Genomic DNA, 17,785 nt, shown 5'->3' with positions numbered 1-17,785 from the left:
CGGGTGATGCAGCGCTCAGGTGTAGAGCGTTCCCGTGTTGATCACGGGTTGTGCGTCGTTGTCCGAGCACAGGACCACCAGCAGGTTGGACACCATCGAAGCCTTGCGTTCATCATCCAGCGTCAACAGGTTGCGCTCGGACAGGCCCTTCAGCGCAGCTTCGACCATTCCCACGGCGCCAGCAACAATCTGGTGCCTTGCGCTGACGATGGCGGTTGCCTGCTGCCTTCTCAGCATCACCTGCGCGATCTCCGGTGCGTAGGCCAGGTGGGTGAGCTTGGCATCGAGAACCTCGACGCCGGCGCTGACAAAACGATGATTCAACTCCGTCTTTAGTGCATCGGCCACGGTGTCGAGACCTGCGCGCAGCGTCGTTTCGTCGGGATCAAGGTCTTCACCCGTGTCATATGCATATTGCGTCGCAAGGTGGCGGATGGCCGCCTCGGCCTGGATGCTGACGAACTTCGTGTAGTCGTCGATCTCGAACACGGCACGCGCGGTATCGTGCACCCGCCAGACAACAGCAGCGCCGATTTCGACGGGATTGCCCCGCTTGTCGTTGACCTTCAGGGCCGCCGTGTTGAGGTTTCTCGCACGCAGTGAGATCTTGCGGCCGCTCTGGAACGGGTTGGTCCACCGCAAGCCTTCGGAGCGATCCGTGCCCTGGTATTTGCCGAACAGGGTGAGAACGATGCCCTCATTGGGCTGCAGCATGTATAGGCCCGGCAGCAGGGCCGCGCCGGCCAGCACGAAGAGCACGCCGATGTAAACAGGCGCCAGTTGCCGTGCAAGGACGAACCCGCCCACGGCAAGCAATACCACGGCCGCAAGGACCATCGCATAACCATTCAGGGAGCGATAGCGGGTTTCCGTTCGTTCGGGCCGGTGTGCGTGGACAGCTTGGTTGATCATGAGGGTCTCCTGAAAAGTGATATCACTTTAATATCAAGAATTAACGCTGTCAACAGCCGGTATAAAAAAGATGGGATGAAAGAGGCAAGAGGCAGCGCGTGTGATGCGCTCCCCGTCAGTCATTGCGGACCGGATCGGCAATCCATGTCTGACCTTCGCCAACAGGTCGCGTTGCATGGATCCCGGGTCCGGGCCCGTGATGACAAGCGACGCGGGCAGACACGAGCGCTTCACACTTTGCATCAAATCGGCCTCTGGCCCATATCTGACGGGCGCAAGCAGCTATCAAACAGGGAGCATCCCGGCGCATCCCGCAACCCCACTGCGCAGCCTTTGACCTTTCACAAGGCCAGGCATGCCCAGGCGGGCAACAATCCATGCTTTTGAACTGCCCATGCTTGGACTCCTGCCTTCCTTTCTGCGCGGCGTGATTGCGCTGCTTCTGCTGGTCGTCAACACGCTGTTCTGGTGCACGCTGCTGTTCGCCGCGTCGCTGGTCAAGTTGCTGCTGCCGTTTCGGGCTGTGCGCACCCGCATCGACCCGCTGCTCAATGCCATCGCCACCGCCTGGATTGCCTGCAACAGCGGCTGGATGCGGCTGACGCAGCGCACCCGGTGGGACGTGGCCGGCGTGGACGCGCTGCGTTACGAGGGCTGGTACCTGGTCAATGCCAACCACCAGTCGTGGGTTGACATCTTCGTGCTGCAGCATGTGCTGAACCGGCGCATTCCCATGCTCAAGTTTTTCCTCAAGCAGGAGCTGATCTGGGTGCCGGTCATCGGGCTGGCCTGGTGGGCGCTTGATTTTCCTTTCATGAAACGCCACACCAAGGCCGACCTGCGCAAGCACCCCGAGCGCCGCCTGCAGGACCGCGAGGCCACGCGCCGCGCCTGCGAGAAGTTCGCCCTGGTGCCCACCAGCGTGATGAATTTTTCGGAAGGCACACGTTTCACGCCCGCCAAACATGCGTCACAGGCTTCGCCTTACCGCCACCTGCTCAAGCCCCGGGCCGGCGCGCTGGCGCTGGCCGTCAACGCCATGGGCGAGAAGTTCCATTCGCTGATCGACGTGACCATTGTTTACCCCGCCGGTGCGCCGACTTTCTGGCAGTTTCTCTGCGGCCAGGCACCGCGCATCGTCGTGCGTGCGCAGCAGCTGCCCATTCCCCCCGAGTTCAGCACGGGCGACTATGCGGGCGACCCGGCGTTTCGTGTGCGCTTCCAGCAGTGGCTCAGCGATTTGTGGGACAGCAAGGACAGGCAGATCACTGCGCTGCTCCAGCCGGGCTGAGTTTCGGTTTACAAGCCAAATAAACCGTCAGCCCTTTTCGGACGGGCGCAGGCAGCTATGAATTCAGGAGTGCAGCGCTGGACGGATGCGCCTCGGCCAGCACGCGCTGCAGGGTCTGCAGGAGCTCCGTGTTCGAGGTTTGCGCTTTGAGCAGCACGGCAGCGAAGCGGTCGGCCTCGGCCGGCTTCAGCGCCGTGGCCGAGAACACCACCACGGGGGGTGGATGGCCCAGCGCCACGATGTCTGCCAACACATCCCAGCCCGATCCGCCTCGCAAGGCCAGGTCCAGCAGCACCAGGTCGAAGCGCTGCTCCCGCAGCCGCTCGCGCGCTTCCCCGGGCGAAGCCGCAAACTCGAAGACGGCGAAGTCCTGCGCAATGGCGGCCGTGATGCGCTGTGTGTCGAAGTCGTCCTCGATATGCAGGATGCGCGGTTTTTCCTGGGCCATGAGGCCGATGGCGCGGCGCAGCGTGAGAACCATCTGGTTCTCGTCGATCGGTTTGTCCAGCCAGTCCGAAACGTTGAGCGGCAGGTTGTTGCACTGGAGCTGGCCTTCGCTGGCCGAGGCCGAGACCACCACGATGGGCAGGTCGCGCGTGTGTGCCTGCCGGCGCAGGGTGTGGATCAACGTGATGCCGTCCTGGTCGGGCAGTTCCAGGTCCACCGTCATCGCGGCATAGCGGGTTGTTTCCAGAAAAGCCAGTGCCATGGCGGCGGTGTAGGCCCTGTCCACGTCAAAGCCGCCTTTGTCCAGCATCAGGCCGATCAGGTGGGCGATGTCGCGGTCGTCTTCGCACACGAGAATGCGCGGTCGGTCGACCGTGGGTGCTGCCGCCATCGGCTCCTGGTGTTCTGTCGATAGCGGAAGCTCGAAGAAGAAGGTGGTGCCCGCGCCGGCTTTGCTCTCGAAGCCCATGTGGCCACCCAGCCGTTCGACAATGGCCCTTGAAATATTCAGGCCCAGCCCGGTGCCGGCTGCCTGGCGCGTGTCGGACGAATCGGCCTGCGAGAACTTCTGGAAGATGCGCTTGCGGAACTCGTCGGGAATGCCGGGGCCGCGGTCGCGCACCTCGACCCGCACGCCCAGGCCCGCGCGCGACACATGCACCTCCACCGTTTCGTCGGGCGGGGAAAACTTCATCGCATTGGACAGCAGGTTGGTCACCACCTGGGTCAGGCGGTCGCTGTCCGCAAGAACCTGCAGGGTATCGTCGGGGCAATACAGCCGCAGGCCCACATTTTTTGCGGCGCCAAAACCTTCGTTGGCCGCCAGCGCCTGCACCAGCAGCGGCTTCAGGGCCGTCTCCTGCAGGTCGAGCTGCATCTTGCCGGACTCGATTTTCTCGATGTCCAGGATGTCGTTGATCAGGCGGATCAGGCGTTCGCAATTGTTTTTGGCAATCTCCACCAGTTTCATGACGGCGTCGGGCAACTTGCCCCCCACGCCGCCCGCGATCAGCCCGAGCGAGCCGCGAATCGACGTCAGCGGTGTACGCAACTCGTGGCTGACGGTGGAGACGAACTCGCTCTTGATGCGGTCTATGTGTTTGAGTGCGGTAACGTCGGTGGCCTGTACATAAAAACCGATGACCTTGCCCTCGTCGGCGTCTTCCCCGTAACGCGGAAAATAGTTGACAACGTAGTCCCGCAGCTCGCCGCGAAGGTTTTTCCGGACGCGGTCGTAAACCACCGGATAACCCGCCAGGACCTGTTCAATGGCGGGAATGTTGCTCTGGTAGATCTCCTCGCCCAGCACATCGCGCATGTGCTTGCCGTCAATCTGCGCCGCAGACAAGCCCAAGTTCTCCTCGTAGGCCAGGTTGTGAAAGCGGTAGCGCTGGTCGGCACCGATGTACGAAAGCAAGGCTGGTGTGTTGTCGGTGATATCGCGCAGCTGCGATTCGCTGCTGCGCAGCAGGTCGCTGGCAGCGCGCGCGTCCTTCTCTGATTGAACCAGTTTGCGCACCAGCGGCGTGACCAGGATGTGGAGCAGCAGCATGCCGGCAATGATCAGCCCCGCCAGCAGCGGCAGGATGTATTTGAGCTGGGCAAGGATGGGCGAGTACAACTCCTTCTGGTCGACCTTGAGCACCATCCCGAAGCCGGCGGGCGCAACCGGTGCGTAAGCTGCCACCACCTGTTCGCGCCGGTAGTCCCTGGCGGCGATGATGCCGGTGTTGCCAAGAAGCGCGTGGTTCATGGGCAGGGCCGTGCCCTCGACCACCCGGTCAACGCGCCTGAAGCCGATACCGGCCAGGCGCCCCAGGAAACAGTCCATGGCCTTGCCGCCATCGTCCAGCGGCGCGCAGACCGCGAACTCGGCACTCTGGCCCATGGCGGCCACCTCGCCAAAGACACGGGTCAGCAGGGGCAGGGTGGCCTCCGTCATGACCTCTCCCACGCGAAGGCCTTTCTGGTCGAGGATGTCCAGGTGCGCCTGGACCGTGAACTTCTCGTTCCAGAGCAGGATGGCGCGGTCTTTTTTGCTCAGCGAGACGTGTTTTTCATCGGTGCGGGAAAAACTGCCGGCGCGTCCGACCTCGCGGCCCCCTGCATCCAGAAAAGACATGCCCTTGAAGCCGGTGGGCAGAAACGAGCTGGCGGCCCGCTGCATGGCAAGCAGGGCTGCGGCATCGTCCGGCGTGGACTCAAGAGTCTGCAAGGTCTGCACCAGGAAGGGGCGGGTGGCCACGGTGCGCGCATCGGTCAGGGCCTGGTTGATCTGGCTTTCAAACAGCCGGGCATTGCTTTGCAGCGCCGCCTGCAGGCTGCGGCTGAGCACAGCCTCTGTCTGCCGCTCCATGACGGCATACACGGCCACGCCCGCCGCGATACTGGTTGCCAGAAGGATGAGACCGCCAATAAGGGCGATCCGGCGGTCTTGAGGCATTGAAAACAAAGGTTCTCTTTTCGTGTTGGGCTGCGGGTGTTGGGGCTTCGACTATGCGGCGGCGTTGCCCTGGTGCTGCCTTGCCGCGCGTCGAGTCGTGTGTCAAGAATAGCGCCGTTTCCCCGTTTCAGGTATGTTCCGCCGCTCGCGTGGCATGTGATATCTGAGCTGGAGCCGCGATCGCGTAGTCTGTGGCGCCTGTGCCACCATGGGCGGGTCGAAAACCAGCGCAGGGAAGTTTTAATTTCGTGAACCGTGAATCCTTTTCGCTTTGGGCCCCCTCCTTGCGGGTGATGCCGACTTTTTTACCGGCAGCCATGGAGAGAAAAATGTTCTATCGAAAAAATGTAGGCGGCAAAGAGCGCGTGGCGCGGTTGGTGGCCGGTGTGCTGATGGGGGTGTGCGGCCTGTTCTTCTTGGGCGCCACGCCCCTGGGCTGGCTGGTGCTTGGCGCCGGCGTGATGACTGTGGTCACCGGGCTGGTGGGTTTTTGCCCGGCCTGCGCCATGGTCGGCCGCAAACTGCCCGGGGAGCCGCGGTGACGGTCGCGAAAACCATGTTTGCCGCCGCACAGGCCGGCGACCCGCTGGCGCTGGACCTGCTGCTGCGCCAGCTGCAGCCCGACATACGCCGCTACGCCCGCTTTCAGTGCCACCGCGGCTCGGCCATCGAAGACGTGGTGCAGGAAGCGCTGATCATTGTTTATCGCAAGGTCGGTTCGGTGCGCGATGCCGCCGCCCTGGCCGGCTGGATGTTCCGGGTGGTGGCCCGGCTCTGCATGCTGCCGGCGCTGGCCCTGATGCGCAGCACGGAGCACATCGAGGCGCTGCAGGACAGCACACGTTTTGCCACCATGCCGCAGGACGAACTGCGCATCGACCTGGTCCGCGCGCTGGAGTCGCTGCCTGGCATGTACCGCGAAGTGGTTTTGCTGCGCGACATGGAGCAGCTGACCATCACCGAAATTGCGCAGCAGCTGCAGATCACCCGCGAGGCGGCCAAAAGCCGCATCCATCGTGCCCGCAGCCTGGTGCGCGAATACCTGCTGGGCGGTCAGCCAGCGCCAGAAAAGGCGGCGCCATGAAACTCTTTGGCAAAGCCGCTACCGGCTTTTTTGCCAGCCAGAGCCTGGCCGGCCACCTGCTGCGCGGCGCAACTGCTTTCGTGCTTTTGTACTGGGCTGTTGTTCACCAGCAGGCGCAACCCTTCATGGCCTTGCTGGCCGGGGCGGGTGCCCTGATCGCCATGCGCGGTTGTCCGGTCTGCTGGACTTTAGGCCTGGTGGAGACCATCGGGCAAAAGCTCAAGCGGCAGTCGGGTTGAGGTGGCGGAACCTGATCTTGTAAACAAAATCGGGATCCAGCCCTTTGCGGGCGGGCGCAAGCAGCTATTGATTTGGTAGCGGATTCGTGGCCAGCCCGGCTCAGTGCAGCCGGTCGGCCAGCTGCGCCAGACCGGCGCGGCGGTGTACGCCGAGTTTGTCGAACAGGCGCTGCAGGTAGGTGCGCACGCTGGGCAGGGCAATCGCGAGTTCACGGGCGATTTCCTTGTCGGTCAGGCCGCGGCACACGCAGCGCGCCACCTCCATCTCGCGCCGGCTCAAGGCCGCCAGCGGCAGCGTGGCCGTAGCTTGGGCAGGAAGCGAGCGGCGTGCACGACGCAGCGCGGCCACGAAGGCCGGCTCCAGCATGTCCAGCAGCTGCTTGTCGTGGGCGGTGAACTCGTTGCCGCTGCGGCCGCGCCAGATGCGCAGGTCGCCCAGCGCTTCGTCGCCGTCGAAGGCATGCAGGTTGATGCCCCAGTGCAGCCCGTCGCGCGCCAGGAAGTCGTTGAAGAACTCGGTTTTCAGGAACTCCCGGCGCGGCATCACTTCGCTGACCAGGGTGGCGTGGCGGCGCGACTGCAGCGCAAAGGTGATCGGGTCGCGGTACTGGTACCAGGCCTCGTAGCGCTGCAGGTTGGCCGGGTCCATGTGGATGGCCACGGGGTGGGCAAAGCAGCCCGAGGGTGCGCTCCAGATGTAGGAGGCAAAGTGGTCGGCGCGGAACAGCGCCAGCGTGGCCTGGCCCATGCGCTCGCGGATCTCGCGCTCGTTCAGGTCTTCGGCCAGCAGTGAAAAGCAGGTGGCCAAAGCGCGTTGCTCGGTGCCGGACAGGAACATGGCGGGCCTCTACGAAGGAGCTGAAGGGAGGGAGAGCGGCGGTGGTTGGGCAAGCCTAGCGCCAACCCCGGCGCCGGTCAATCTGCCGTGTCATCGAATTCGATGACAGACAGCCGCGGCGGCAGGCGCGATGATTTTGCGGCAAGCACCCCCACACACCAGGAGCAACCATGGCCCGCATTTCCCTTCCACATACCTGCAGCGCCCTTGCGGCCGCCGCCGCGCTTTCGGCCTGCAGCGGCCCGGGCGGCCTCAGAGGCGCGCCCGACATCGACACGCTCACCGCCACCGAAGCCGCGACCCGCATCTGCAGCGGCGCGCTAAGCAGCGAGGCGCTGGTGCAAGCCTACCTGCTGCGGGCCAGGGCCCGGCCCGAACTGAACGCCTTTGTCACGCTGGACGAAGCCGGCGCCCTGAAGGCTGCGCGCGCGGCCGACCAGCGCCGTGCGCAGGGCGGCGCCTGCCTGCCGCTGCAAGGCGTGCCCATCGTCGTCAAGGACAACATCCAGGCCAAGGGCCTGCCCGCCACGGCCGGCACGCCCGCGCTGAAAAACTTTGTGCCCACGGCAGATGCCCCCGTGCTGCAGAAGCTGCGCGACGCCGGCGCCATCGTGCTCGGTAAGACCAACCTGCATGAGCTGGCCTTCGGCATCTCGGGCTACAACCCGGCCTTCAACACCGGCCCCAACTCCGGCGTGCGCAATGCCTATGACGCGACAAAGATGGCCGGCGGTTCGTCGGCCGGCAGCGCGGCTGCGCTGGGTGCGCGCATGGCCCCCGCCGGGCTGGGCACCGACACCGGTGGTTCGCTGCGTGTGCCCTGCGCACTGAATGGCTGTGCCTCGCTGCGGCCCAGCATGGGCCGCTACCCGCAGGCCGGCATCGCGCCGATTTCGCATACACGCGACACGGCCGGCCCGATGGCCGTGGCCATGGCCGACGTGGAGCTGCTGGACCGCGTGGTCACCGGCGCACCCGCGCTGCTGCCCGCCGACCTCAAGGGTGTTCGTCTCGGCGTGGTGCCCGGCTTCCTGGCCAACTTGGACAGCGACACGCGCGTCGCCTGGGAAGCGTCGCTGGCCCGTCTGAAAGCGGCCGGCGTCACCGTGGTCGACGTCGCTATGCCGCAGCTGGCCGAGCTCAACGGCAAGGTGGGTTTTCCGGTGGCGTTGTACGAAGCGTATGACGACATGGTGGCCTACCTGGCCAGGTACAACACCGGCGTCAGCATCCGCCAGATGGCCGCAGCCATTGCCAGCCCCGATGTGAAAGGCACCTACGACGCACTGGTGATTCCGCGCAAGCTGCCCGGGCCGGGCGGCCTGGTGGACGCCGCGCCCATCTACCAGGCGGCGATGACCGTGCACCGTCCGGCACTTGTCAAGCTGTACGCCGACACCTTTGCCGGCCAGCGCCTTGATGCGCTGGTGTTCCCCACCGTGCCGCGCACCGCGCTGCCCGCCACGCCCGAGGCCAGCAGCCTGGAGAACTTCGGCCTGTTCATCCAGAACACTGACCCGGGTAGCAACGCCGGCATTCCCGGCATCCAGCTGCCCATGGGCCTGGGCGCCAGCAGCCGCATGCCAGTCGGGCTGGAACTGGACGGGCCGGCCGGCAGCGACAGGCGGCTGATTGCGATTGGCTTGGCGCTGGAGGGGGTACTGGGCCGTTTGCCGGCGCCGCGTTAACGGCTCACCCTGAATCAGACTTGAGCTGCTATCGTCTTCATAGCTTCTTGCGACCGTGGAATAAGGGCTAGAGGCCGATTTGACTCTATAAACCTTGCCACGCCAGCCACGCACCCAGCGCCAGCAGCCCGCCCATCAACCATGTGCGAAAACTTTCCTGGCTCAGCTCGTCGCGCAGGTTTTGGCCCAGCCACATGCCCACCAGCGCCGGCAGCAGCATCAGCAGCGATTGCGTGGCCGAGTCTGCATTCAGGTGCCGGCTGCTGGTTAGCGTCACGGCCAGCGCCAGGGTGGAAACGGTGAACGACAGGCCCAGGGCCTGAGCCATCTCGTCTTTCTTCAGCCTCAGCGCCTGCAGGTAGGGCACGGCCGGCAGCACAAACACGCCGGTCGCCGCCGTCAACAGGCCGGTCAGGCAACCGACCACGCCAGACGCCGCGGTTTCATGCCGCGCGCGCGGCTGCGGCAGGTGCAGGCCAGCCAGCCCGGCCAGGGCATAAGCCACCAGGCACAGGCCCAGCCACAGCATGGCGCCACTTGGTGCCGACATCCAGCCGCGGCCCAGCCACATGCCGGCGCATACCCCGGCCATCATCGGCCAAAGCCGCCAAGCCAGCGCCCGCAGATGCCCGCCGCGCGACATCTGCCACAGGTTGGTGATGAGCGAGGGCAAAAAGAGCAGGGCAGCACCCTCGGCCACCGGCATCATCAGGCCCAGCAAACCCATGGCTACCGTCGGCAGGCCCATGCCCAGCACACCCTTGACGCCGCCCGCCACAAAGAAAACAAAACTCACCACCATGAAGTCGTGCACGTTGGGAACGAACATGAATGCTCCTGAAACAAGGGAGCGCTCAGTCTGGCTGGTGGGCGTGCCGGTGACTATCTGTCTTTGCTTGAGGTAGGCTCAGCATCAGCTATATCCACAGGACATCTGATGCGTTTTGACTGGACCGACCTTCAGCTTTTTGTACACGCCTGCGAGGCCGGCAGCATGACAGCCGCCGCCAGCCGCTCACACCTCACGCTCGCCGCCGCCAGCGCACGCCTGCGTGGCATGGAAGAGCAGGCCGGCGTGGCGCTGCTGCTGCGCCATTCACGCGGCGTGCGGCCCACGGCTGCCGGCGAAGCGTTGCTGCGCCACGCCCACGCGGTGCTGGCACAAATGGCACAGCTGCGCGGCGAGCTGGCCCTGCATGGCCGCGGCGCCCTCGGGAAAATCCACCTCATGTGCAACACCTCGGCCTTGGTGCAACACCTGCCGACGCTGCTGGCAGCCTTTCTGCGAGAGCACCCGTCGATTGACACCGTGGTGGAAGAAAGCGCCAGCCCCCTCACCGTGCAGGCGGTGAGGCAGGGCGCCACTGACATCGGCATTGCTTCAGACGCAGAAGACATGACCGGGCTGCAAACAGCCTTCTTCTGCAAAGACCCGCTGGTGCTCGTGCTGCCACGCGGCCATGCGCTGGCGCGCAGCCGTTCGGTGGCTTTTGAACGAGCGCTCGATCTTGAGCTGGTCGGGTACAGCGCTTCCAGCGCCTTGCACACCTACCTGAGCCTGCAGGCCGCGCAGCTGGGCAAACCCATGCGGGTTCGTGCCAACCTCGGTAGCTTCGATGCGATGTCTACTTTGGTGGAACAGGGTGTTGGTGCGGCGGTGGTGCCGGCTGCTGTGTTGGGGAAGGACGTTGGCAGCAGGCGAATCACTGTGCGGCCGTTGTCGGATGCCTGGGCCAGGCGGTCGCTGGTGTTATGTGCGCCGGTGGATTTGGTGGAGTCGCAGCCAGCGGGTCGGTTATTTCATTTTTTGAAGATGAACGTTAGCAGAGAGAAATAACGGCCACAAGCGTAGACCTATCCTCCGTTGGGCAACAATTCGTCAAAGTAGGCCCAATCAGGGTCATCTGCGAAATGGATCTCAATCGGATAGCGTTCTTGCTCTTGCGGCATATTGGTTAGACGCTTCAGAAATAACTGGGGTTGCTGCAAATAGAAAACAAACTCTCGCTCGGCGCGGCCGGTGAGGACTGCGGCCAATATAACGGACTGGTCCTGTTCCACTGCGGCTACCAGTCGATTTTCGAAGATGTGAAGGTCGTCCAGCTCCGCTTTGGTCGCAAGGCCAGCTTCGTTTGGTAATCGCATCGACCAGAAGATATTTAGTCTCTTCGGATATTCAGATCTCTGGAGGCCGGCGGAAAACCTTCGGGAGCGAACTTGAAACGGGTACTCGCCGGTGTGACCTTCTGCGATTGCCCAGACTGCGGTGTCGGCAGATTCGAACATCGTTTTTTCGACTCCTGAAAGGCTTGATATGGGATTCTTGGGATAGGCCTGACGTTAGATGTAAATGGCATTGTCAGTCGTTCGCTCGACTGATGGGACAGGCCACGCGTTCAAGCGCAACTACAGGATAAATTTGTACTGAGCCTGGGTGAGACTCGGACTCGACGGCATAGCCTTCAGGGGTCAGTTTTGTGCAGTACCAGCCGACAACTTGACCCTGCCAAGCGGCCCCAGATTTCTTGCGTACGCGATCTCCCAGGCCAAACGTGGCGCGCAATGGGAGCGCAAACTGGCCAGAAACTGGAGTACCGACTTCATTGCTACTTTGATCCATACCTAACCTTTCTTGTGAATGTCTTGAGGTGATCTGTTGATCCATATCGTTCAAAGTAACTCGCTGCCGGAACGCGCAGCGTGTAGGCAGTCCAGTTGACTGCAGTGTTATGCCAAAAACCGTCAGTGGCTCGCTGTTGATTCAAAGTAGGCCACCGCGTACAGCACGATCTCGAAGGGAAACCACCCATTCATTCTCAAGATGCGTCAGTGAATCTGCAATGGGCCAACCAGGCGCAGTTTCAATCAGATGCAGAAATGACCAGGCAACGCCAAAGCAACCATCAGGGCCAAATAATGTAACCAATGCACGTGCCTCGTCATCCGTTAGGGGTTTCACCACGGACTTCAGTTCAGCCTCGACCAAACGAAGATGATCAATCGATGCATCATCTTCGGATGGGAGGGGGCCGAGCAACAGCAGACGTTTGATTTCAGGACGCATAATGTTTGACTTAGGCCGCTGGTGGAAGGACAGTTTCATACTTCTTTCCCTGCAATTGAGAGAGCCGTTCATCAAGCGATCTCTGATTCTTGGTGCGGCCCATGCTGGCTTCGGCGAGCGCCAACAGTTCAAGAGTTTGAACTGGCACCGGCCGACATTCGAGGGCAATGGACGTAAGCCAATCAGATACCAACCCCAATTCATTGTGCTCAAGAAACTCTTCGAATTGGACGAGATCATTTTCGAACTTGGCCGCGGCGATCTTTGGTACGCGCGACCTAGCATCGAGCAGGTAGCTGGCGGTTCGCTCCCAAGAGCGTGAAAGTTCAGGGTTTGACATGGAAAGCGGCCTAACGTGAAGTTAGATTGCATGTAGAGCTATGGCACCTTGGATGGCTTGTTCTACGGACGCCAACGACGCGAAGCTAGACACCTTTATGACGCATTGCCCTGGGAAGTTGTCTAGCTCGCACGCCACAGCAACGAAGGCGACATTCGCCTCTTTTGCTGCCTCCAAGTCACCAACGGAGTCACCGAAGAAGATCACAGCCCTATCGGGCTCGAATGAAACAATTTGATGAAGTGCGCTTGCCTTCGGAGTACCGGCTCCATAGACCTTCGCGAAAGAGCCAGCCAAGTTGGCACGAGCCAACTGCGCTTCAACTTCAATTTCGGGCGCGGATGAGCTGACGTAGAACGTATGCGCGCCAACGGCCAGGAATTCTTTGACCCCTTCTACCAATGGGGCCACAGACAACAGACTTTCAAGTTTCTCAGCGTAGCGTGAAAGGTAGTCAGCAACAACAGCTCCCGTTGGCTCGATGCCAAGGATCTTTCCGAGAACGTGCGTAATCTTGTGATCCCGTCGCACACCGCCATTCGCCAGAATGTAGGCGCTGATCTTCTCCAGTTCAGCGGCGGGCGCGGAAAATAGCGACAACATGGCATGGTGTTTGACGAGGTTCGACTTGACGATAACGCCGTCAAGATCGAGAACAACTGCCGCTGCCTGGTTCATTTTCGCCCTGCAATCTAACGTAATTTAAACCGCAAAACCTGCGGTATAACTTGACGACTGCGGTTTAATCTGGGCATCAAATTCTCGCTAAGTACTTGTCCTGCGACCGATTCTAGGAGTCAATGCCGGAGGTGACATCCTCTAAATAGCGTACATCGCGCAAAAGCCACAGGTTCAGTACATGCATACCAAATCGCGCAATTTCTGGCCAGTTGATTAAGATGCTAATCATGTTCCTTCAACTTTCTCCTCCTTCAGCCTAACTCGCACTGCACCCGGCCTCCAGCCGGGTCGCGCATGCGGCCGCGCTTGTTCTACCAATGAACGACAGCGCGCGGCCATGAGTTGACGCGCCTGCCTGCCTTTCTCTTTCTTGGCTGCATACAGCCTTGCAGCAGGCGCACGGATGGAGAACTTTTTTCATGAATTCCCGAACATCGGCCGCTTTGGCCTGGGGTGGCGTCCTGCTTGCGGGCGTCTTGTGGGGTGTGGGCGCGTTGGTGGCCCAGTCTGTGATGGCGGGCGGTGGCATGTCGCCATTCAGTCTGTCTTTAGCGCGATTTGCGCTCGGTTTGCCACTGCTGTGGTGGTGGCACTGGCGGCAAATGGCCATCACGCCGGCGGCAGGGAAGTGGCGACACTTGCCGTGGCAGGAGAGGGCGCTGATGGTCCTCACCGGCCTGGCCATGGCGATGAACGTGACCTGCTGGTTCATGGGCGTCAGCTACATTGGCGCGGCCTTGCCGACGGTGATTTCGATCTGCTGCGCGCCGGTGATCGTGGCGTTGCTTTCGGTGCTGCGCGGTTATGAACGGGCCAGTGGGCCACTGCTGTCTGCGCTGGTGCTTGCGCTCATCGGTGTGGCCTTGATCGTTGTGCCGGAGGAAGCCTTGACCCTGCCGCGTGACTACGCAGCGGGCCTGGCGTGGTCGTTTGCCTCGGCCGCTTTGTACTCGCTGGTGGTGCTGGGCAATGCGCGCATGCCGGCGCATGTGCCGGCGGTCAGTGCCTCGGCCTGGGGTATGGCGGTGGCGGCGCTGCTGATGCTTGTGCTGGCCGGTGCGCAGGGCATCACCTGGCCGCGCGACGGCACGGCCTGGCTGCAGGTGGCCTACACCGGCGTGGCGACAACTTCGATTGCCTACCTGGCGTTTGCCTGGGGCGCGCGGCGCTTGTCTCCGACGGCGGCGGTGGTGGGCACGCTGATCGAACCGCTCGTCGCGGCACTGGCGGCAGCCTGGCTGTTTGCCGAGCCGCTGACGGCGCGGCAGGGCGTCGGCGCCTTGTTGCTGGGGGCAGCGATGTTGCTGCTGGCGCGGCGGCGAGCGGGCTAGTTACCCGCTTGCTATTTCAGTTTGATCCGGGATCCGCCTGGCATGACACAGCGGCCCGGATCTGCCGGCCAGTTCCTTTTGAGCGCTGCTTGATTCGTTTCTCAAGGGCAACAATCTGCCGCTTGAGTCCGGCAATGCTCGTGCGATATTGAGCTTTTTTTTTTGAGCTCAACCTCGGTGCGGATTTGCTTGCGGGCGATTCTTACTATTTCGCTTTTGAAGATGGATGCAATGTTTGGCACAGGAGGTTGTGCCTTGCCCAAGTCATCAGCATCGCATAGAGTGCGGTTAGCAACAACGACGCCAATTCAGGGAGGCTGTGTTTATGCCATTTGTACCGGTAGCTGTGGTTGATGGGTCGGGGGGAAATTTCCCCAAAACTATGCAGACGCGATTCAACGATTGCGGGCGTACAGGTTACTGCGGATCGCTGCATTTTAGGGACGCACACCATGCCGCCCGGGTTGTGCCCATATTTTCCGACGAGTGCTTGGAAGATTATCGGGTGACCCACTTGTTGCTCAAGAATCTTCGTAAAGACATGAAGCGACAACACATTGGCGCCGGGATACCCAGTAATGGGTTAATGCGCTCAATTCACCAGAACGAACATGGATATCTGCCCTACAAGAAGGACGGCCTTGTTTCGGTTTCATCGAGTTCCGCCACTGCGATTGCGAGGCTCGCCCCCGTCCTCGGAAAATTACCCCATAACCAGGCATCAGTTAGCGCAGTAACTCGCGGTCAGTTTTTGGAGTACACCTGCGCGGATGGAATGCACGTTGAAGGGCGGCTCATCCTGGACTACCGATTCGGGCTGATGTACATGACCTTTGGGCACTATCACAAGGACTCGTTCGCCATGCTCGTGCGCTCAAGTGCTGAACTTTCATTTGAAGTGAAGCCGACGCTACCTGCGTTGGACACCGTGTTCTTGCCATAGTGTCGCTGCGTTCATTGCCCTGCAGGAACTGGGGCTCCTCCATGGAGGCTAACTTTAATGCACCCCGCGAAAGTGCGGAACAGCATGTCCGCCTGCCACTTCAAAGCCCGTCGTACCGCCCGATCGCCTTCACCTCGGTCTGCACCGGCTGCTCCACGCAGCGATCCTTGATGCCGGCCACGAAAGCGCGGAACGCTTCCACCTTCATCAGCGGACTCTCGTCCGCCCCGCCGTCACGCGTGGCCACGTGCATGAAGCTCACACCATCGTCGAGCCGAAATGTCTGATACCGCAAGCCATCTGGCTTGTCCCGCGCAAGCTGCGCAAACACCTGCTCGATCAGCCGCTGGTTTTCGTCAGCCATTTCCGGCTTGACCTTGTAGCGCACTACCACTGTTTTCATGATTTCACTCCTTGTATTGCTGCCGTATTGCCCTGGGCTGCGCGCGGCTTCAGCCGCCAGCCCACCGCCGCGCCGGCCAGCGAAAGCGCCGCGGTCACCATCAACACCGCTGTGAAACCGGCGCCGAACTGCTGTGGGCTGGCATAGCCGCCCACCCGCGTGAACACCGCGACCACCAGCGCCACGCCGAATACGCCGCCCAGCTGCCGCAAGGTGTTGAACAGGCCCGCAGCCTTGCCCATGTCGGGTGGCTCCACCGCGCCCAGCACGGCGCTTTGCACCGCGGGCATGGCCATCGAGATCCCGCCGCCGGCCGCCGCGAGCGGCAGCACCCACATCCAGTAACCGGCATCGCCGCGGACAAGCGCCGCCAGCCACACCATGCCCACCGCCTGTAGCCCGAGGCCTGCGACCACCAGCGCCTTCTCGCCCACGCGCTTGACCATGGCCCCCGCTACCGGCGCCACCAGGAACAGCGTGGCTGTCCACGGCAGCATGCCCGCGCCCGCGGCCAGCGGCGACAAATGCCACACCACCTGGAAGAACTGCGCCATGAAGAACAGCGTGCCGAGCAGCGACGCCGTCAGCAGGAAGCTCACGGCAAGCCCCACCGCCAGCACCGGCGAGCGGAACAGCCGCGGCGGCACCATCGCGTCCCATGCGCGCAAGCGCTGCGAAGCCACGAACAACGCACCCAGCACCGCGCCGCCGCCCAGCGACACCAGCACTTCCGCGCTGCCCCAGCCATCGCGGTTACCGCGCACCAGGCCCCACACCAGGCCGAGCAGCGACACCGTCATCAGCAGCGCGCCAAAAATGTCCAGCGGCGCTGACGCGGCCTTGCCTTCCGGTGCCTTGGCCAGCGTCAGCCACACCATTCCCAGCGCCACCGGCAGGTTGATCCAGAAGATCCACTGCCACGCCAGCCCTTGCACGATGGCCCCGCCGATGAGCGGTCCCGCCAGCACGGCCAGCCCGGTGATGCCGGCAAAAAGTCCCAGCGCCCTGGCCCGTTGCGCCGGCGGAAACGCCGCGCCCAGCAGCGCCATCGAAATCGGCATCACCAGCGCCGCACCCAGGCCCTGCATTGCCCGCGCCGCGCTCAGCCAGCCCGTGCCGGGTGCCACCGCGCAAGCCACCGACGCCAGAGCGAACAGCAGCAGCCCCACCACATACATGCGGCGCCGCCCGAACCGGTCGCCCAGCGCCGCGCCCGTCATCAGCAGCGCGGCGAAGGAGAGCGAATAGGCGTTGACCGTCCACTCCAGCGCCTCCATCGACGCGGCCAGGTCGTGCCGCAGCGTGTCCAGGGCCGTGGTCACCACCATGGCGTCCAGCACCGCCATGAAAGAGCCGGCCGCAGCCAGGCCCAGCACCCAGCGCTGGGCGGGGGTGAATCCCGTGGGTTGATTGATGTCTTGCATGGGCTTGTATCCTTTCCTTGATGCCTGCTGTCAAAGACGAAAGACGGGGCCAAAACGATCCGGAATATTTTTTGCGTGCACCGCATCCTTTTCCCCTTGCCAAACGTCTTCTCTTTACCTATCTGGCTTGACCCGCAATCCGACCGACCTCACCAAAGACCCGCATGCACCCCACCAAACTCCCCGACCCGCCCCTACCCGACCCCGACTTCCCCCAGCTGATGGCTCAGCTGCGTGCCCGCCTGCACCGCTATTGCGCGCGCATGGCGGGCTCGATGCTGGACGGTGAAGACGTGGTGCAGGAAACGCTGATCAAGGCCAACGACAGCTACGACGCGGAGGCTGTGCAGAACGTGGAGGCGTGGCTGTTTCGCATCGCGCACAACGCGGCCATGGACTTCCTGCGCCGACGCTCGCGCGAGCAGGCAATGTTTGCCGACGAAGATGTGGATGCCATGGCCGACACGCAGGCCGAGCCCGCCGACCGCCGCCACGTGGCAACCGCCGCCCTGCGAACCTTCATGCGCCTTGCGCCCGCACAGCGCAGCACCGTCATCCTGGCGGACGTGCTGGGTTACGCCATAGAGGAAGCGGCCGGCGTGATGGGCACCACCGTGCCGGCCGTCAAGGCGGCGCTGCACCGCGGCCGCGCGCGCC

General features: G+C 62.7%; 20 protein-coding genes. 9 read left to right on the top strand and 11 right to left on the bottom strand.

Annotation, left to right across the window (positions count from 1 at the left end):
• Positions 1-15: 15 nt before the first annotated feature.
• Complete coding sequence (locus tag WA904_RS13070; RefSeq protein ID WP_425197559.1) at positions 16-912, bottom strand: SPFH domain-containing protein; 897 nt, start codon at positions 910-912, stop codon at positions 16-18.
• 394 nt (positions 913-1,306) lie between these two features.
• Here WA904_RS13070 and WA904_RS13065 point away from each other — a divergent pair, with 394 nt between their 5' ends.
• Positions 1,307-2,203: an acyltransferase gene (locus WA904_RS13065; protein WP_425197558.1), complete on the top strand. Its 897-nt coding sequence runs from the start codon at positions 1,307-1,309 to the stop codon at positions 2,201-2,203.
• A gap of 55 nt (positions 2,204-2,258) precedes the next feature.
• Here the strand turns inward: WA904_RS13065 and WA904_RS13060 are convergent, their stop codons facing one another.
• Positions 2,259-5,093, bottom strand: a complete 2,835-nt coding sequence (locus WA904_RS13060; protein WP_425197601.1) for an ATP-binding protein — start codon at positions 5,091-5,093, stop codon at positions 2,259-2,261.
• A 329-nt stretch (positions 5,094-5,422) separates the two neighbouring features.
• Between WA904_RS13060 and WA904_RS13055 the strand changes: the two genes are divergently transcribed.
• The 3 genes from WA904_RS13055 to WA904_RS13045 are packed head-to-tail and all read left to right on the top strand — an operon-like array spanning position 5,423 to position 6,416.
• On the top strand, positions 5,423-5,635 hold the full coding sequence (locus tag WA904_RS13055) for a YgaP family membrane protein (RefSeq protein WP_425197557.1): 213 nt from the start codon (positions 5,423-5,425) through the stop codon (positions 5,633-5,635).
• On the top strand, positions 5,632-6,177 hold the full coding sequence (locus WA904_RS13050) for an RNA polymerase sigma factor (RefSeq protein ID WP_425197556.1): 546 nt from the start codon (positions 5,632-5,634) through the stop codon (positions 6,175-6,177). The genes WA904_RS13055 and WA904_RS13050 overlap by 4 nt, the downstream gene beginning before the upstream one ends.
• Positions 6,174-6,416 (top strand): hypothetical protein, encoded by a 243-nt coding sequence (locus WA904_RS13045; RefSeq protein ID WP_425197555.1) that lies wholly within the window; start codon positions 6,174-6,176, stop codon positions 6,414-6,416. Before WA904_RS13050 ends, WA904_RS13045 begins: the two co-directional genes overlap by 4 nt.
• A gap of 100 nt (positions 6,417-6,516) precedes the next feature.
• Here WA904_RS13045 and WA904_RS13040 read toward each other — a convergent pair whose 3' ends face one another.
• The gene (locus WA904_RS13040) at positions 6,517-7,254 is read right to left on the bottom strand and encodes a response regulator transcription factor (protein ID WP_425197554.1); all 738 of its coding nucleotides are present in this window, start codon (positions 7,252-7,254) and stop codon (positions 6,517-6,519) included.
• Between the two features lie 170 nt (positions 7,255-7,424).
• Between WA904_RS13040 and iaaH the strand changes: the two genes are divergently transcribed.
• The gene (gene iaaH / locus WA904_RS13035) at positions 7,425-8,942 is read left to right on the top strand and encodes an indoleacetamide hydrolase (RefSeq protein ID WP_425197553.1); all 1,518 of its coding nucleotides are present in this window, start codon (positions 7,425-7,427) and stop codon (positions 8,940-8,942) included.
• Between the two features lie 85 nt (positions 8,943-9,027).
• On the opposite strand, the gene WA904_RS13030 is transcribed toward iaaH, so the two are convergent.
• Complete coding sequence (locus WA904_RS13030) at positions 9,028-9,771, bottom strand: sulfite exporter TauE/SafE family protein (RefSeq protein WP_425197552.1); 744 nt, start codon at positions 9,769-9,771, stop codon at positions 9,028-9,030.
• 108 nt (positions 9,772-9,879) lie between these two features.
• Here WA904_RS13030 and WA904_RS13025 point away from each other — a divergent pair, with 108 nt between their 5' ends.
• Positions 9,880-10,779, top strand: coding sequence for a LysR family transcriptional regulator (locus tag WA904_RS13025; protein ID WP_425197551.1), 900 nt, complete (start codon positions 9,880-9,882; stop codon positions 10,777-10,779).
• Positions 10,780-10,796: 17 nt separating this feature from the next.
• Here the strand turns inward: WA904_RS13025 and WA904_RS13020 are convergent, their stop codons facing one another.
• The 5 genes from WA904_RS13020 to WA904_RS13000 form a co-directional block, all read right to left on the bottom strand.
• A complete protein-coding gene (locus WA904_RS13020; RefSeq protein ID WP_425197550.1) occupies positions 10,797-11,228 on the bottom strand; it encodes a DUF695 domain-containing protein in 432 nt (143 codons plus the stop codon).
• A gap of 73 nt (positions 11,229-11,301) precedes the next feature.
• Positions 11,302-11,562: a trimethoprim-resistant dihydrofolate reductase DfrB gene (gene dfrB / locus WA904_RS13015; protein WP_425197600.1), complete on the bottom strand. Its 261-nt coding sequence runs from the start codon at positions 11,560-11,562 to the stop codon at positions 11,302-11,304.
• A gap of 141 nt (positions 11,563-11,703) precedes the next feature.
• Positions 11,704-12,045 carry a hypothetical protein gene (locus WA904_RS13010; protein WP_425197549.1) on the bottom strand — a complete coding sequence of 114 codons (342 nt, stop codon included), beginning with the start codon at positions 12,043-12,045 and terminating at the stop codon, positions 11,704-11,706.
• Positions 12,017-12,346: a hypothetical protein gene (locus WA904_RS13005; protein WP_425197548.1), complete on the bottom strand. Its 330-nt coding sequence runs from the start codon at positions 12,344-12,346 to the stop codon at positions 12,017-12,019. The genes WA904_RS13010 and WA904_RS13005 overlap by 29 nt, the downstream gene beginning before the upstream one ends.
• A gap of 21 nt (positions 12,347-12,367) precedes the next feature.
• Entirely contained in the window at positions 12,368-13,024 is a 657-nt protein-coding gene (locus WA904_RS13000; RefSeq protein WP_425197547.1) for an HAD family hydrolase, read from the bottom strand.
• Positions 13,025-13,446: 422 nt separating this feature from the next.
• On the opposite strand from WA904_RS13000, the gene WA904_RS12995 reads away from it, so the two are divergent.
• Together WA904_RS12995 and WA904_RS12990 are read left to right on the top strand one after the other, a co-directional pair.
• Positions 13,447-14,358 carry a DMT family transporter gene (locus tag WA904_RS12995; RefSeq protein ID WP_425197546.1) on the top strand — a complete coding sequence of 304 codons (912 nt, stop codon included), beginning with the start codon at positions 13,447-13,449 and terminating at the stop codon, positions 14,356-14,358.
• Between the two features lie 325 nt (positions 14,359-14,683).
• Entirely contained in the window at positions 14,684-15,301 is a 618-nt protein-coding gene (locus WA904_RS12990; protein WP_425197545.1) for a hypothetical protein, read from the top strand.
• A gap of 100 nt (positions 15,302-15,401) precedes the next feature.
• Here the strand turns inward: WA904_RS12990 and WA904_RS12985 are convergent, their stop codons facing one another.
• Together WA904_RS12985 and WA904_RS12980 are read right to left on the bottom strand one after the other, a co-directional pair.
• On the bottom strand, positions 15,402-15,704 hold the full coding sequence (locus WA904_RS12985; protein WP_425197544.1) for a hypothetical protein: 303 nt from the start codon (positions 15,702-15,704) through the stop codon (positions 15,402-15,404).
• Positions 15,701-17,128, bottom strand: a complete 1,428-nt coding sequence (locus tag WA904_RS12980) for a DHA2 family efflux MFS transporter permease subunit (RefSeq protein WP_425197543.1) — start codon at positions 17,126-17,128, stop codon at positions 15,701-15,703. Before WA904_RS12980 ends, WA904_RS12985 begins: the two co-directional genes overlap by 4 nt.
• A gap of 164 nt (positions 17,129-17,292) precedes the next feature.
• Here WA904_RS12980 and WA904_RS12975 point away from each other — a divergent pair.
• Positions 17,293-17,785: RNA polymerase sigma factor (locus WA904_RS12975; RefSeq protein WP_425197542.1), on the top strand; the 493-nt coding region annotated here is incomplete at its 3' end.

Source organism: Polaromonas sp. (assembly GCF_049790275.1).
Lineage (GTDB): Bacteria > Pseudomonadota > Gammaproteobacteria > Burkholderiales > Burkholderiaceae_C > Polaromonas.
The sequence above is the reverse complement of the archived record's forward strand: the minus strand, read 5'-3'. Positions and strand labels throughout refer to the sequence as shown.

Bases quoted from the DNA above. Each gene is read 5' to 3' on its own strand.
- WA904_RS13070 (WP_425197559.1), bottom strand. From the start codon at position 912: ATGATCAACCAAGCTGTCCACGCACACCGGCCCGAACGAACGGAAACC.
- WA904_RS13065 (WP_425197558.1), top strand. From the start codon at position 1,307: ATGCTTGGACTCCTGCCTTCCTTTCTGCGCGGCGTGATTGCGCTGCTT.
- WA904_RS13060 (WP_425197601.1), bottom strand. From the start codon at position 5,093: ATGCCTCAAGACCGCCGGATCGCCCTTATTGGCGGTCTCATCCTTCTG.
- WA904_RS13055 (WP_425197557.1), top strand. From the start codon at position 5,423: ATGTTCTATCGAAAAAATGTAGGCGGCAAAGAGCGCGTGGCGCGGTTG.
- WA904_RS13045 (WP_425197555.1), top strand. From the start codon at position 6,174: ATGAAACTCTTTGGCAAAGCCGCTACCGGCTTTTTTGCCAGCCAGAGC.
- WA904_RS13040 (WP_425197554.1), bottom strand. From the start codon at position 7,254: ATGTTCCTGTCCGGCACCGAGCAACGCGCTTTGGCCACCTGCTTTTCA.
- iaaH (WP_425197553.1), top strand. From the start codon at position 7,425: ATGGCCCGCATTTCCCTTCCACATACCTGCAGCGCCCTTGCGGCCGCC.
- WA904_RS13030 (WP_425197552.1), bottom strand. From the start codon at position 9,771: ATGTTCGTTCCCAACGTGCACGACTTCATGGTGGTGAGTTTTGTTTTC.
- WA904_RS13025 (WP_425197551.1), top strand. From the start codon at position 9,880: ATGCGTTTTGACTGGACCGACCTTCAGCTTTTTGTACACGCCTGCGAG.
- WA904_RS13020 (WP_425197550.1), bottom strand. From the start codon at position 11,228: ATGTTCGAATCTGCCGACACCGCAGTCTGGGCAATCGCAGAAGGTCAC.
- dfrB (WP_425197600.1), bottom strand. From the start codon at position 11,562: ATGGATCAAAGTAGCAATGAAGTCGGTACTCCAGTTTCTGGCCAGTTT.
- WA904_RS13010 (WP_425197549.1), bottom strand. From the start codon at position 12,045: ATGAAACTGTCCTTCCACCAGCGGCCTAAGTCAAACATTATGCGTCCT.
- WA904_RS13005 (WP_425197548.1), bottom strand. From the start codon at position 12,346: ATGTCAAACCCTGAACTTTCACGCTCTTGGGAGCGAACCGCCAGCTAC.
- WA904_RS13000 (WP_425197547.1), bottom strand. From the start codon at position 13,024: ATGAACCAGGCAGCGGCAGTTGTTCTCGATCTTGACGGCGTTATCGTC.
- WA904_RS12995 (WP_425197546.1), top strand. From the start codon at position 13,447: ATGAATTCCCGAACATCGGCCGCTTTGGCCTGGGGTGGCGTCCTGCTT.
- WA904_RS12990 (WP_425197545.1), top strand. From the start codon at position 14,684: ATGCCATTTGTACCGGTAGCTGTGGTTGATGGGTCGGGGGGAAATTTC.
- WA904_RS12985 (WP_425197544.1), bottom strand. From the start codon at position 15,704: ATGAAAACAGTGGTAGTGCGCTACAAGGTCAAGCCGGAAATGGCTGAC.
- WA904_RS12980 (WP_425197543.1), bottom strand. From the start codon at position 17,128: ATGCAAGACATCAATCAACCCACGGGATTCACCCCCGCCCAGCGCTGG.